We start from the raw sequence: 15082 nt of genomic DNA, 5'->3' as shown, positions 1-15082 counted from the left end.
ATATCGTTGTCATGCCCCTTATGCCTCGGAAGGCGGCGGGCCAAGGTAGTTTGAGCGTAGCGGAAGGCAACCGTTGCTTTAGGGCAACGCCACAGCGCCGGTAAAGCGCGCTTCCTGATAGGCTTGCCCCAGCGTCAAAATCGCGCGCACATGCGCCTCGGCGAGCACCGCGACGTCGCGCCCATATCCCCCGCCAACGGTGCTCGCGAGCGCAATGCCGCGTGCGGCTGCGGCACGGCCGACAAAGGTGTCGCGCGCCACCAGCCCCTGCGGCGTCAGCGACAGGCGACCGAGCCGATCCTCCGCCAACGGATCGACCCCCGCCTGATACAGAATCAGATCTGGGCGATACGCATCGAGCATTGGCAGCAAGGTTTCCGCCAGCGCCGCAAGATAGGCGGCGTCCCCGGTTCCGTCCGGCAACGCGACATCGCAGGTCGAGCGTGCCTTGCGCGCCGGAAAATTCTTCTCGGCATGAATCGAATAGGTGGCGATTCCCGGATGCCCGGCGGTGAGCGCCGCCGTGCCGTCCCCCTGATGCACGTCGCAATCGACCACCAGCACGCGCCGCGCGTCCTCTTCGGCAAGGCGAACGGCAGCGATGGCGAGATCGTTGAGCACGCAATAGCCAGCGCCCGTCGCCGCCAGCGCATGATGGCTGCCGCCCGCACTGTTCGCCGCAAACCCGCGTTCGAGGGCAAGCTTGCCCGCCAGCCACGTGCCGCCCGGCACCACCGCAGCACGCGTGGCAACCGACGGCGTGACGGCAAAGCCGATCCGCCGTTCCTTTTCGCGCGGAACTCGGGCGGCCAGCACCTCGGCGACATAGTCCGGATCGTGCACGGCCTCGAGCCAACGCAAGGGCATCGACACGGGTTCGCGCCATTCGATCGCGGCACCGTGTGCGCGCAACAGATCGCGGATTGCGGCATTCTTGCTGAGCTGGCTCGGATTGGCGGATTGGCCGGAAGCGACATAGGCTGGGTGATGGACGACCGCGATCATCCCGCTTAGGTAGGCATGCAGCTGGCACAGACCAATGGAGAGATGCGTGACCCAACCCTATGTCCGCCCCGATGTCGCGGGTTTCCTCGGATTTCTCAACAATCTGCCCGGCCCCAAGATGCACCAGCTCGAACCCCCTGCGGCGCGCGCAACCTATGCCGCGATGAAGGGCATTGCCGATCCCCCGGTTGGCGAGCTCGCCACCATCGCCGACCTCACCATTCCCGGTCCGGCTGGCGATATTCCCGCGCGGCTGTTCGACGTGGCGGAAAGCCGTGCGCCGGGGCCGCTCATTGTCTTTTTCCATGGCGGCGGCTTTGTGATCGGCGATCTCGACACGCATGCCAGCTTTTGCGCCGAGGTTTCGCGCACACTCGATCTGCCGGTGCTGGCGGTCGATTATCGGCTCGCTCCCGAATCGCCCTGGCCCGCCGCGCCGGACGATTGCGAAGCGGCAGCGCGCTGGGCGGCCGACAGCCCCGTCGCATTGAGTCGCAAGGTCACCGGTCTGGTGACTTGCGGTGACAGCGCCGGAGGCAACCTCGCGATCGTCGTCGCGATGGCGCTGCGCGATACGCCCGCCGCTGTTCCGGTGATCGCGCAATTGCCCTTCTATCCGGCGACCGACACGACGCAGGACTATCCTTCCTACAGCCAGTTCGCCGAAGGGTATCTGCTGACCCGTGACAGCATGGACTGGTTCAACGCTGCCTATCAGGCCGAGGCGGAACACATCCGCGCTTCGCCCCTGAAAGGCGATCTCACCGGAATGCCACCGGCGGTGGTGGTGACCGCCAGCCTCGACCCCATTCGCGACCAGGGCCGCGCTTATGCTGCAGCGCTGGCGCGCGCGGGCGTTGCCGTCGTGTACCGCGAAGCGGTAGGGAACATCCACGGCTTCATCACGCTGCGCAAGGCGATCCCCTCCTCGGTCGGCGATGTGGCGGGCGCATTGGCAGCGGCCAAGACGCTGATCGCCGAGGCCGGCGCGTAACCCCATAAGGACCGTTCATGACCGATATCGCCACCCTGCCCTACCGCCCCTGTGCCGGGCTGATGATCCTGAACGCCGACGGAAAGGTCTTCGTCGGCCAGCGCATCGATGCCGAGGTCGAGGCATGGCAAATGCCGCAGGGTGGCATCGACGATGGCGAGGATGCGCAAACTGCGGCGATCCGCGAACTGGGGGAAGAAACCGGCATCGCCCCCGACAAGGTCGAACTGATCGCGATCGCGCCCGATGAGCTGTTCTACGATTTGCCGGAGGAACTGGTCGGCAAGGTGTGGAAGGGCAAATGGCGCGGCCAGCGGCAGCGCTGGTTCCTGTACCGCTTTCTCGGCAGCGATGCGGACATCGACATCGCCACCGCGCATCAGGAGTTCAAGGACTGGACTTGGGTTGAGCCGCATACCCTCCCCGAAGTGATCGTCGCGTTCAAAAAGCCGTTGTACGAACAGGTGCTTGCCGCTTTTGCGCCGCATCTGCGCTGAACCGAAACGCGCTGGCGACGAACGCTATTCCGTTACGGCAATTGCCGCTCTATCAGGTTCGCATGCTTGCCATGCTGATCTTCGCTGCGCCCGTCCTTCTGGGCAACGCCGATCCGGCACCGCCCGTTCAAACCGTACCGGCCGCAACACCGCCTGCGCCCGCGCCAATTCCGCCAGCAGTCAAGGCGATGCTCGACGCCGCGATCGCGTCGAACAACGATGGCGAGATCGTCACCGTCGCCAAATATGCCCGCGCGGCCGCCCCCGAGGCGGCCAAGGCGATCGATGCGCAGGTGGCAGCCTGGAAAGCCGCGCAGGAAGCGAGCAAACGCGAGCGGATCGAGGATGCCGGGATTTTCGATCTGTGGCATGGCAAAGCCGAGCTGGGCGGCTATCTCACCACCGGCAACACCCGCGACGTTGGCGTCAGCGGCGCGATCGCGCTGACGCGCGAGAGCGTGCGGTGGCGGCACAAGGTCAATTTCGCCGCCGATTACAAGGAAAGCGGTGGGCTCATCAGTCGCGAGCATTTTCTTGCCGCGTATGAACCGAACTTCAAATTTTCGACGCGCGCCTATGTCTATGGCGCGACGCAGTTTGAGAGCGACCGTTTTCTTGGATATTACGACCGATATTCGGCATCGCTCGGTGCGGGATATAGCGCGCTGCGCGGCGGCGGGTTCAAGCTCGATCTCGAACTCGGGCCAGCCTATCGCAAGACCGATTTTACCGACTCCACCAAGGAGAATAGCGTCGCCGCGCGCGGCTCGGTCGATTTCGGGTGGAAATTGTCGAAAGCGATCAACCTGACCCAGGTCGCTTCGGCCTATGTTCAGAAGGTCAACTCGACCGTCAGCAGCACGACGGCGCTCAACGCGAAACTGATTGGCCCGCTCGCGGCGCAGCTGTCTTATGCGGTGCAATATGAAAGCACACCGCCAGTTGGCCGGGTCGGCACCGACACCACCAGTCGCGCGGCATTGGTCTATAGTTTCTGACATGCATGGGGTGGAGCGTGCGCGCGTGACCCGCTAGACCATCGTCATGGTGGGGATGACAGACGAGGAACGCGCAGCAATCGACCATGTCGCGACAGCGCCAATGCTGGCGCAGGTTGAAGCGTGGTCGGCGATCAATTCGGGCACACGCAATCTCGCAGGCCTGGCGCAAATGGCCGAATTGCTTGTGGCGGCTTTCGGCACGCTTCCGGGGGAGCCGGCGCTGGTTGTCGGCAACGCCGCACAGAACGTCGCCCCCGACGGCACGGTGACGGTGGTCGAGCACGGCAAGCATCTGCACCTGGTGGTACGGCCGGATGCGCCGGTGCAGATTCTGCTGACCGGCCATATGGACACGGTCTATCCGGTCGACCACCCCTTCCAGACGCTCACCACGCTGCCCGACGGCACGCTGAACGGGCCCGGTGTTGCCGACATGAAGAGCGGGCTGGCGGTGATGCTGGCCGCCCTGTCCGCAGTCGAGGCGAGCCCGCTTGCCCCGCGCATCGGCTATGAAGTCGTGATCAATTCCGACGAGGAAACGGGCTCTTTCTCCTCATCTGCGCTGATTGCCGCAGCCGCGCGCGGCAAGATCGCGGCGCTGACCTATGAGCCCGCGCTCCCCGATGGCACGCTGGCGGGCGCACGCGGCGGCACCGGCAATTTCTCGATCGTGGTCACGGGCAAAAGCGCCCATGCCGGGCGCAACCCCGACGAAGGCCGCAATGCCATCGTCGCCGCTTCCGATCTGGCGCTGCGGCTGTTCGCACTGCGTAGCCCGACGCTCGCGGTCAATCCGGCACGGATCGAGGGCGGCGGCCCGAATAACGTGGTGCCCGACCATGCCGTGCTGCGCATCAACTTCCGCCCCGCCGACCACGCCGAGATCGCCCGCGCCCAGGCCGCGCTCGACCGCGTGACCGCGGACGTCGCAACCGCGCACGACGTCTCCATCGCCGTCCATGGCAGCTTCAACCGACCGCCCAAGCCGATCGACCCCGGTGCCGCAAAATTGTTCGCTCTGGTCAAGGAATGCGGCGCAGACCTCGGCCTCGACATTGCATGGCGCGCCACGGGAGGAGTGTGCGACGGCAACACCATCGCGGCATGCGGCGTGCCGGTGGTCGATACGATGGGAGCGCGCGGCGGCGCGATCCATTCGCCCGATGAATTCCTGATCGTCGAATCGCTGCCCGAGCGCGCCGCGCTTTCCGCACTCACGATCCTCCGTATCGCCCAAAGGGGGGCCTTGTGACTCACGTAATCCGCGCCGCGCGCGACAGCGACCTGCAACCGCTTTACGAAATGGCGAAATTGACGGGCGGCGGCTTCACCAATTTGCCGCCTGACCGCGCTGCCCTGCGCGCCAAGCTGGAACGTAGCGCCGCCGCCTTCGCCCGGATCGAGGACAGCAAGGCCGACGATCTGTTCGTGCTGGTGCTGGAAGACCTCGCGACCGGCGAAGTGCGCGGCACCTGCCAGATCTTCACCCATGTCGGGCAGAGCTATCCATTTTACAGCTATCGGCTCGGCACGCTGACGCAGCATAGCAAGGAACTCGGCCGCACCTTCCGCGCCGACATGCTAGGCCTGACGACCGACTTGGAAGGGTGCAGCGAAGTCGGCGGCCTGTTCCTGCATCCGGGCGAACGTGCGGGAGGCCTGGGCATGTTGCTGGCGCGCAGCCGCTATTTGTTCATTGCCCAGCACCGCATGCGCTTTGCCGATCGCGTGCTCGCCGAATTGCGCGGGATCATCGATGAAGCGGGGGGATCGCCCTTTTGGGATGGCCTTGCCGGGCGCTTCTTCGGGATGAATTTCCAGGACGCCGACCAGTTCAACGCGGTGCGCGGGCATCAGTTCATCGCCGACCTGTTCCCCAAGCACCCGATCTACATCGCCATGCTGCCCGAAAGCGCGCGCGCGGTGATCGGCCTGCCCCACCCTTCCGGCCGCGCCGCAATGCGGATGCTGGAGAATGAGGGGTTCGCTTACGAAAACTATGTCGACATTTTTGACGGCGGCCCGACCATGCTGGCCAAGACCGACCAGGTCCGCACCATCCGTGACGCTCGAACCGAGCGTGTGGCGGCGATTGACGGCGATGGCGGTGAACCCGCGCTGATTTCGCGCGGGCGATTGTCGGATTTTCGCTGTACCTATGGAGCCCTGCAAGCGCGCGAGGACGGCGTCGTGCTGGCGCAGGAAACCGCCGCTGCGCTGGGCGTCGCCGAAGGCGATACGATCAGCCATGTCGCGCGGAACTGAACGGGCATGATCCGCGAGATCAATTTCGATGGCATCATTGGTCCGAGCCACAATTATGCCGGGCTCAGCCACGGCAATCTTGCCGCGACGCGCAACGCCGGGGCGACCGCCTATCCGCGCCGCGCCGCGCTGGAGGGCGTCGCCAAGATGCGCGCGAATCTGGCGCTGGGGCTGACGCAGGGTATCCTCCTCCCGCATGACCGGCCTAACCGCCGCTGGCTGGCCGCCCTTTCGACCCGCTATGACGCGGCCGATCCTGTCCTGCAGGCGCAGGCGATGTCGGCCTCGGCGATGTGGGCGGCCAACGCCGCCACGGTGTCGCCCGCCCCCGACACAGGGGATGGACGCTGCCACCTGACCGTCGCCAACCTCGTCACCATGCCGCATCGCAGCCATGAGGCGGTGGAGACGTTGCGCCAACTCCGCCTCGCCTTTGCCGACCCGGCCTTTACGGTCCACGAGCCCATTCCCGCGCCCTTTGGCGATGAAGGTGCCGCAAACCATATGCGGCTGTGCGAACACCATGATGCAGCCGGAATCGAGCTGTTCGTTTATGGCGTATCGGGCGGCGGCTTCCCGGCACGCCAACGGCTTGAGGCGAGCGCTGCAGTGGTGCGCGCACACGCGCTGGACCCGGCCCGCACGCTGTTCATCGAACAGGCCCCCGAAGCGATCGCGGCAGGTGCCTTCCACAACGATGTGGTCGCAGTGTCCAACGAGCGCGTGCTCTTCACGCACGAACGCGCCTTTGCCGATCGCGAAGGCACCTATGCCGCAATTCGCGAACGCGCGCCCTGGGCCGAGATCGTGGAGGTTCCCGCCGATGCCGTCAGCCTGGCCGATGCGATCGCTTCCTATCTGTTCAATGCCCAGCTCGTGACGCTGCCCGATGCGACGATGGCGCTGATCGTGCCGCAGGAGGCGCGGGAGAACGCGGCCGTGTGGCGATGGCTGCAAACGATGCTTGCAGGCAACGGCCCGATTCGCAGGGTCGAGGTGGTCGACGTACGCCAATCCATGGCCAATGGCGGCGGCCCCGCTTGCCTGCGGTTGCGGGTCGTGGCGGATCCGGCGCGGGTCGACACCCGTTTTCTGGTGGACGATGCGCGGCTGAATCTCATCGCGCAGGTGATCGAACAGCATTGGCCCGAGGCGATTGCGCCAGCCGATATTGGCGATCCCTCGCTTGTCGACCGCGTCGGCGCAGCGCGCATCGCGCTGCTGGAGACGCTCGGAATCGTCGAGTTAATTTACAAGTAACCATTCAGAACAATCACAAAGCACGCAAATCCGCCATTGGCCCGACGCTTGCTTAACCCTTTTGCATGTGGACAAAATTCTGCAGCCTGTTCGTTATCAAGAACAAATTCGAAGCGTTCGCGGTGATCTATGCGCTGGCGCTCGGCGCGGTCGAGCGCGGGGTGCATTACCTCCAGCAATATCCGGGTATTGGCGGCTGGCTGCTGTTCGCGGTGTGCCCGATCGCCGTGTTCATGGCGGGCGCGCGTATCCTCGACTCAGTCGAGCACAACAGCGCCCCTTGAGGCCACTTTACGGGACAACAGGATAAGTTGATCGCACATCGGTCTTTCTGCTCTATCTGGAGCAGATCATGTCCGTCGCCCTGACCCATCTCCAGCGGCTCGAAGCCGAAAGCATCCACATCCTGCGCGAAGTCGCCGCCGAGGCCGAGCGCCCGGTGATGCTCTATTCTGTGGGCAAGGATTCGGCGGTTATGCTGCACCTGGCGAAGAAAGCGTTCTTTCCCGGCGTCCCGCCTTTCCCCTTGCTGCATGTCGACACGACGTGGAAATTCCGCGCGATGTACGACCTGCGCGACCGCGCGGCGCAAGCGGCGGGGATGGAGCTGATCGTCCACAAGAACCCCGAGGCCCAAGCGCAGGGCATCAACCCGTTCGACCATGGCAGCCTGCACACCGATCTGTGGAAGACCGAGGGACTGAAACAGGCGCTGGCCGCAGGCGGCTATGACGTCGCCTTTGGCGGTGCGCGGCGCGACGAGGAGAAGAGCCGCGCCAAGGAACGCATCTTCAGCTTCCGCTCGGCCAGCCAGCGCTGGGACCCCAAGGCACAGCGGCCCGAACTGTGGCACCTCTACAATGCGCGCAAGGCGAAGGGCGAGAGCATCCGCGTCTTCCCGCTGTCCAACTGGACCGAGCTCGACATCTGGCAATATATCCTCGCCGAAGACATCGAGATCGTCCCGCTCTATCTCGCGGCACCGCGTCCGACGGTGGAGCGCGATGGGGTGCTGCTGATGGTGGATGACGAGCGCTTTCGGCTCGCTCCCGGTGAAGTGCCGGTCGAGCGGTCGATCCGTTTCCGCACGCTCGGCTGTTATCCGCTGACTGGCGCAGTGGAGAGTACGGCATCGACCTTGCCCGAGGTGATCCAGGAAATGCTGCTGACGACCACATCGGAACGCCAGGGCCGCGCGATCGACCATGATCAGGCGGCGAGTATGGAAAAGAAAAAAGCGGAGGGATATTTCTGATGGCGACCAGCACTTCTCCCTCTCCCCTCCGGGGAGAGGGTCGGGGAGAGGGGCAATTACACGCGCCATTCCTCGACACAGCCCCTCTCCCCAACCCTCTCCCCGGAGGGGAGAGGGAGTATTTGCCAGACGCCCTCATCGCCTCGGACATCACCGCCTATCTCCTCCAGCATCAGCGCAAGTCGCTACTGCGCTTCATCACCTGCGGGTCGGTCGATGACGGCAAGTCGACCCTGATCGGCCGCTTGCTCTACGATTCGCGCGCAATTTTCGCAGACCAGCTTTCCGCGCTGGAGGCCGACAGCAAGCGTGTCGGCACGCAGGGTCAGAATATCGACTTCGCCTTGCTGGTCGACGGGCTCGCCGCCGAGCGCGAACAGGGCATCACGATCGACGTCGCCTACCGCTTTTTCGCCACCGAAAAACGCAAATTCATCGTCGCCGATACGCCGGGCCACGAACAATATACCCGCAACATGGTCACGGGTGCCTCGACCGCCGATGCCGCAGTGATCCTGATCGATGCGCGCAAGGGCGTGCTCACCCAGACGCGCCGCCACAGCTTCCTCGTGCACCTGCTGCGCCTGCGCCACGTGGTGCTGGCGGTGAACAAAATGGATCTGGTCGGCTATGATCAAAGGGTGTTCGACACGATCGTCGCCGATTACCGCGCCTTTGCCACCGCGATCGGTATCACCGATTTTACTGCGATCCCGATTTCGGGCTTTGTCGGCGACAATATCGCCAGCCGATCGGACGCGATGCCCTGGTATGCCGGCCCGTCGTTGATCGAGCATCTCGAGAGGATCGATGTCGAAACCGATGTCGCACAGGCGCGACCGTTCCGCATGCCGGTACAATGGGTCAACCGGCCCGACCTCGATTTTCGTGGTTTTTCGGGTCTGATCGCGAGCGGTCGCGTAAAGCCTGGGGATGCCGTGCGCATCCTGCCCTCGGGCCGCATCAGCCATATCGCGCGCATCGTGACGATGGACGGCGATTTGCCCGAAGCGGTGGCGGGGCAATCGGTCACGCTGACACTGGCCGACGAAGTCGATTGTTCGCGCGGCGATGTCATCGCCACTGCCGACAATCCGCCCCAGGTCGCTGACCAATTCCAGGCGACGATCGTATGGATGGCGGAGACGCCGTTATTGCCCGGGCGCAGCTATTGGCTGAAGCTCGGCACCCAGACGGTCAGCGCGACGGTGCAGGAGCCGCGCCACGCGATCGACGTCAACACGCTGGCCGAATTGTCGGTCAGGACGCTCGCCCTCAACGATATCGGCGTGGCCGAAGTCTATACCGATCGCGATCTGGTGTTCGAACCGTTCACCGAAGGTGCCGATCTTGGCGGCTTCATCCTGATCGACCGCGCGACAAACGCCACCGTAGCTGCGGGAATGCTCCACTTCGCGCTGCGCCGCGCGCAAAACGTGCACTGGCAAGCGGTCGACATCACCCGCGCCGCGCACGCCGCGCAAAAAGGCCAGACGCCGCGCCTGCTGTGGTTCACCGGCCTGTCGGGATCGGGCAAGTCGACGATCGCCAATCTGGTGGAAAAGAAACTGTACGCGCTCGGCCGCCACAGCTTCCTGCTCGATGGCGACAATGTGCGCCACGGTCTCAACAAGGATCTGGGCTTCACCGACGCCGACCGGATCGAGAATATCCGGCGCGTCGGGGAAGTCGCCAAGCTGATGACCGATGCGGGGCTGATCGTACTGACCGCCTTCATCTCGCCCTTCCGCGCCGAACGCGAGATGGTACGGGCGATGCTGCCCGAGGAATTCGTCGAGATCTTCGTCGATACGCCGCTGGCCGAGGCGGAGGCACGCGACGTGAAAGGCCTCTATGCCAAGGCCCGCGCGGGCAAAATCGCCAACTTCACCGGGATTTCGAGCGCCTATGAAGCGCCCGAACGCCCCGACATCCGCATCGACACGTTGCGCGAGAGCCCCGAAGCCGCCGCCGAGCGGATCGTCGGACATATTATGGGCGTGTGGAGTCCCGACCTTTGAGTGCGCAAACCGACGCCCAACTCGCCCGCTCGGTCGCGCTTGCCGCTGGCGAACTGCTGCTTGGCCTCTGCAAAGCAGGGGCGTGCGCCGATACCGAGCTTGGCGATCGCGGGGATGCCGAGGCCAATGCGCTGATCCTGCGGCTGCTCCACGCCGCACGACCCGATGACTTTATCCTGTCGGAAGAGGCACGCGATGATGGCGCGCGCTGCGCCGCGCAGCGCGTATGGATCGTCGATCCGCTGGACGGCACGCGCGAATTTCGGGAACGGCGCGCGGATTGGGCGGTGCATATCGGGCTTGCCATCGACGGTGCTCCGGTGACGGGGGCCGTGGCCCTGCCCGCCGTACAGCGCGTCTTTGCCACCGACGATGCCTTCGCCTCTCCCCAGCCCGCTCCGGCGCGCCCGCGCATGGTGGTCAGCCGCACGCGCGCGCATCCGCTGGTGCTGCGTGTCGCCGCGGCGATCGGCGCGGATCTGGTGCCGATGGGGTCGGCAGGAGCAAAAGCGATGGCGGTGGTGCAAGGCGATGCCGAAATCTACCTGCACACCGGCGGGCAATATGAATGGGACAATTGCGCGCCCGTCGCGGTGGCCCAGGCGGCGGGCTTGCATGCCTCGCGCATCGACGGATCGCCGCTACGCTACAATTGCCAAAATCCGTTGCTGCCCGATTTGCTGATCTGTCGCCCGGAATATGCGAGGCCGGTGTTGGCGGCGGTCGCGGCGGAGAATCCCGCGTCGGGATGAACCCCCTCGAAACGGCCAATTGTTTCGATGGTGAATCGGCATTAAACCTCGCCTGACCGGACGCCCGTCCGCTCGGGGAGATACATCGGTGCGGCTGTTTTCGGGACTGTTCCTGCTGCTGGCAGGTCAGGCGTTGCTGGTTGCCGTGCTGCCGGGCAGCGCGCTGATCGTCAATCTGCAGCGCGGACAACATGCTTATCTTGAAGCGCAGGACCGCCAGTCGCTCGTCGCGTTGAGCGCCCTGATCGCGTCACAGATTCGCGCGGGCACGCCTCTGGCGGGTGCCTTGTCGGCCGCGCAGGAGTTGGAAGATCACAACACCGGGGTCGGCGACGCGCTCCCTCCGCTAAAGAACCGCGTCGCGCTCTATACCGTGACGGGTCAGCGCCTGGCAGGGGCAGCACCGGATGCAGACGGTGTCCGCGCCACCCATCCGGTGACGCTGGCCGGGCAAACGCTCGGCGTCCTCAAGATTGTCTCGGGAAGCGCGGAGACCCAGGCAAGCTACGCCTTCGTCCGCGATCAACTGCTGGGGATCGCGGTGGCCGCGTTCGCAACGCTGCTGATCCTGCTTGGCTGCGGCCAGGGTATCGCTGCGCGCTGGACGCGCCCGCAACGCGCGCTATTTCGCGCCAGTCGCGCGATTGCGCATGGCGATTTCGAAACCGATTTCTCCGAAACCGGCCCGGTCGAAACGCGCGCGACCATGCGCAACCTCAGCCACATCGCCCGGCGGTTCGACCGGCTCGAATCCGCACGACGGACATGGTTGGTGGCGGTGTCCGAAGAATTACGGGTTCCCGTTCTTCGGCTCGGTGAAAACGTTGCCGCGTTATACCACAAGATGCCGGACAATCAGCGGGATTTCGCCGAGGTGGCGGAAGGCGTGCAACGCTTGCAGGAAATGGCGGAGGATCTGCACGCCGTCGCGTTGGCCGATCTCGGTCGCCTGCCCGTTACCTTCGCGACGGTCGATCCGGTCGCGCTGATCCACAATGCGGTGTGGGCCAATAGCCGCCGCGCCAAGGCGCAATCGGTGTCGGTAGAACCCGGGCAATTGCCGTCCACGACGGTACTGGTGAAATGGGACGGTGCCCGGATCGAGCAATTGTTCACCGCGCTGATCGAAAGCAGCCTGCGCTACACGCCAGCGGGAGGACGCATCGCTCTGGGGCTTGAGGGGCATCGCAATGCCTGGCGGCTGATCATCGACGACAGTGCGCCGGGCGTCGACGTCGGGCTGGCGCAGCAATTGTTCGAGCCCTTCTATCGAACCACCAAATTGCCGGGAGAGTCCGTCACCACCTCGGGTCTTGGCCTTGCCACGGCCCAAGCCATCGTCGAGGCCCATCACGGGCGGATCGAGGCCGGGCACTCTCCGCTGGGCGGCTTGCGCGTCACGGTCATTTTACCGACGACACCGCCAAGCGCCTGACGGCCAAGGGCGAATTTTTCCATAATTGTGCATCGCAACATTTTTGAACGATATTCGTAACGCACACGACACGAAACACGCACACGGGAGCCCCGACAGTTCTTAAGAACGGGGGATCCAATGAACATCAAGCACCACACTGTAACGGCTCGGCTGCTCGCGGCGACCGCATTTTGCTCGATCATCGCCGTGTCGCCAGCCTATGCGGCCACTGCACCCGAGACCGCGCCGACCGTGCCCGCCGCCGCCAGCGAAGGGGACCAGCTTGGCGACATCGTGGTCACGGCTGAGAAGCGGCCGCAAACCGCGCAAAGGACTCCGATCTCGATTTCGGTGCTGAGCGGAGCCGATCTTGCAAACCGGCATGTCGTTTCGCTCGCCGATCTCACGGACGGTTCGATCCCGTCGTTGAAGGTTGCGCCTTTCTATTCGCGCAACTCCGCGCTGATCGTGAATATTCGCGGTGTCGGTGTGCTGTCGGACGGCAACCAGCCCGCACGCGACCAGGGTGTCGGTGTGTACGTCAACGGCGTCTATCTCGGCCGTGCGCAGGGCCTCGGCACCGCGCTGTTCGACATTGACAGCCTGGAAGTGCTGAAAGGCCCGCAAGGCACGCTGTTCGGTCGCAATACCGAAGGCGGCGCGATCAACATCACCACCAAAAAGCCGACCGGGGAGTTTCACGCAAACCTGATCGCCGGGGCCGGCAATTTCGGCAGCTACAAAGCCGAGGGACATATCGACTTGCCGTCGGTCGCTGGGATTGCGCTCAAGATCGATGGAGTCGTCAGCCACCGCGATCCGCTGGTGAAAAACACGTTGACGGGTGCATCGGGCTTCAATGCTTACGACAAGCGCGGCGTTCGCGTGGAAGCGCTGTGGAATCCGACATCGGATTTCAGCGCCGATTACGCGTTCGACACCTCTTATGATGCCTCGACGTCGCTGTATCTGCAGTTGCTTGCTCCCGGTAGCAACAAGCAGGCACCGCTCGGCACCGTTCAGGCGACACGCGCCGACGTCGCCAATGTCGGCGTGCCGGAACAACCGAGCGTCGGCAAGGTTCACGGCCATGAGCTGACGCTGGAGTATAAGCCCTCAAATACCCTGACGTTGAAGTCGATCACCTCCTATCGCTCGCTGACGCAGAGCCAATATGACAATGGATCGGCCGCAACGACCTTGTCGAACGGCACGGGCGTGTTCACGTCCAAGGACGCAAGCGGAGCGACCGTGCCACTGCTATTCGCCCGCTACAGCCTCGCCCAGTTCCGCCAAAATCAGATCAGCCAGGAATTTCAGGCCATCGGCGAGCTGCCGCGCCTTAAATATGTCTTTGGCGCGCTTTATTATCAGGAGCGGGTTCAGGATAACGCGCAGGCCTTCTTCACCAATCAGTGCACCGACACGACCTGCACCAATTACATCATCTTACCGCAAAACTTCCGCACCGACGTCGTCAATTGGGCAAGCCTGCCGCAGTCCTATGATTCGCAGCGCATCGACCGCGCCAGCCATGTCACCACCACCAGCGTCGGTGCTTTCGGTCAGGCGACCTACACCCCCGCGCTCTTGGACGACGCGATCCACGTTACCGGCGGCCTGCGCTGGACGCGCGATGCCAAGCATGGGCAACTCTTTACAGTGAACGGGGCGACCCCGGTGGTCTTCGGCGTCAGCGGCACCCGCTATCTCGATGCGCATTGGTCGCGCGTCGATCCGATGGTCAACGTCCTCGTCGACGTGTCGCGCGACATCCATGTGTATGGCAAATGGAGCACGGGTTATAAATCGGGCGGTGCAAATTCGCGCTCGCTGCAATATCTCGCCTTCAATCCCGAAACGGTGTCGGTGTTCGAAGCCGGCCTGAAGACCGAGTTCTTCAACCGCCACGCGCGCTTCAACGTTTCGGCCTATGCCGGGACGTATAAGAACGTGCAGGTCGATTTCTCGGGTCTGTATGAGACGATCGTCGGCGGTGTGCTGACGCGCAGCAACCGCACGACCACCGAAACGCTCAACGCACCGGGCACCGGTGGCATCCACGGCGTCGAGGCGGATTTCAAGCTCACCCCAGTCCCGCATCTGACGCTGGGCGCATCCTACGCTTATACCTATGTCCGCATCCCCTCGACCGCCAATCCCTTCCCGGCAACCGCAGGCGGCACGGTCAACAACACCCCGGTCCCGATTTACCAGACCTACACGCCGAAACATGGGGCAAGCGGCACAATCGACTATGAGGTGCCGCTCCAGGGTGCCACGGTCCGAGCGCATCTCGACGGCAATTATGACAGCGGCTTCTATGCCAACGGAAACGACGTCCTCTATCTGGGCGCGGGCAACCCCGGCAATGTGTATCAGCCCAAGGGCGACAGCGCGTTCATCGTCAACGGCACGCTCGCGCTCGCCGATATCGACATGGGCCGGGGCGACGCGCGCGTGACGGTCTCGGTCTGGGCGCGCAATTTGTTCAACGAACAGCATGTGTTCTACCGGGCGCTCAGCCTCACCAGCGGTTACAACGGCTTCTTTAACGAAGCGCGGACCTTCGGCGGGCAGGTGCAGGTCAAGTTCTAAGACGATCCGATCCCGGA

At 64.1% G+C, this 15082-nt stretch carries 13 protein-coding genes; 12 read left to right on the top strand and 1 reads right to left on the bottom strand.

The features are described 5' to 3' along the window. Positions 1 to 78: 78 nt before the first annotated feature. A complete protein-coding gene (locus ACP7BY_RS17815; RefSeq protein ID WP_033963302.1) occupies positions 79 to 1005 on the bottom strand; it encodes a histone deacetylase family protein in 927 nt (308 codons plus the stop codon). 34 nt (positions 1006 to 1039) lie between these two features. Between ACP7BY_RS17815 and ACP7BY_RS17810 the strand changes: the two genes are divergently transcribed. The 12 genes from ACP7BY_RS17810 (at position 1040) to ACP7BY_RS17755 (ending at position 15065) form a co-directional block, all read left to right on the top strand. Then, positions 1040 to 1999 carry an alpha/beta hydrolase gene (locus ACP7BY_RS17810; protein ID WP_033963300.1) on the top strand — a complete coding sequence of 320 codons (960 nt, stop codon included), beginning with the start codon at positions 1040 to 1042 and terminating at the stop codon, positions 1997 to 1999. Positions 2000 to 2016: 17 nt separating this feature from the next. Next, positions 2017 to 2496 (top strand): RNA pyrophosphohydrolase, encoded by a 480-nt coding sequence (locus ACP7BY_RS17805; protein ID WP_033963298.1) that lies wholly within the window; start codon positions 2017 to 2019, stop codon positions 2494 to 2496. Between the two features lie 62 nt (positions 2497 to 2558). Beyond that, positions 2559 to 3494, top strand: a complete 936-nt coding sequence (locus ACP7BY_RS17800) for a DUF481 domain-containing protein (protein WP_126849070.1) — start codon at positions 2559 to 2561, stop codon at positions 3492 to 3494. Positions 3495 to 3540: 46 nt separating this feature from the next. Then, on the top strand, positions 3541 to 4749 hold the full coding sequence (locus ACP7BY_RS17795) for a hydrolase (RefSeq protein ID WP_171010604.1): 1209 nt from the start codon (positions 3541 to 3543) through the stop codon (positions 4747 to 4749). Next, positions 4746 to 5762, top strand: a complete 1017-nt coding sequence (locus ACP7BY_RS17790; protein ID WP_033963296.1) for an arginine N-succinyltransferase — start codon at positions 4746 to 4748, stop codon at positions 5760 to 5762. The genes ACP7BY_RS17795 and ACP7BY_RS17790 overlap by 4 nt, the downstream gene beginning before the upstream one ends. 6 nt (positions 5763 to 5768) lie before the next feature. Then, positions 5769 to 7022: an N-succinylarginine dihydrolase gene (locus ACP7BY_RS17785; protein ID WP_137903245.1), complete on the top strand. Its 1254-nt coding sequence runs from the start codon at positions 5769 to 5771 to the stop codon at positions 7020 to 7022. 65 nt (positions 7023 to 7087) lie between these two features. Then, entirely contained in the window at positions 7088 to 7306 is a 219-nt protein-coding gene (locus ACP7BY_RS17780; RefSeq protein WP_033963294.1) for a hypothetical protein, read from the top strand. Positions 7307 to 7374: 68 nt separating this feature from the next. Further along, positions 7375 to 8277, top strand: coding sequence for a sulfate adenylyltransferase subunit CysD (gene cysD, locus ACP7BY_RS17775; protein ID WP_033963292.1), 903 nt, complete (start codon positions 7375 to 7377; stop codon positions 8275 to 8277). A gap of 122 nt (positions 8278 to 8399) precedes the next feature. Next, a complete protein-coding gene (gene cysN, locus ACP7BY_RS17770) occupies positions 8400 to 10298 on the top strand; it encodes a sulfate adenylyltransferase subunit CysN (RefSeq protein WP_126849073.1) in 1899 nt (632 codons plus the stop codon). Next, positions 10295 to 11050, top strand: coding sequence for a 3'(2'),5'-bisphosphate nucleotidase CysQ (locus tag ACP7BY_RS17765; RefSeq protein ID WP_033966597.1), 756 nt, complete (start codon positions 10295 to 10297; stop codon positions 11048 to 11050). Before cysN ends, ACP7BY_RS17765 begins: the two co-directional genes overlap by 4 nt. Positions 11051 to 11138: 88 nt before the next feature. Beyond that, complete coding sequence (locus ACP7BY_RS17760; RefSeq protein ID WP_033966595.1) at positions 11139 to 12485, top strand: ATP-binding protein; 1347 nt, start codon at positions 11139 to 11141, stop codon at positions 12483 to 12485. Positions 12486 to 12605: 120 nt separating this feature from the next. After that, positions 12606 to 15065: a TonB-dependent receptor gene (locus ACP7BY_RS17755; RefSeq protein ID WP_137903246.1), complete on the top strand. Its 2460-nt coding sequence runs from the start codon at positions 12606 to 12608 to the stop codon at positions 15063 to 15065. Positions 15066 to 15082: the final 17 nt, after the last annotated feature.

This window comes from Sphingomonas sp. PSPC2-2 (assembly GCF_049897725.1).
GTDB lineage: Bacteria > Pseudomonadota > Alphaproteobacteria > Sphingomonadales > Sphingomonadaceae > Sphingomonas.
This window is presented reverse-complemented; position numbering and strand designations above follow the sequence as displayed.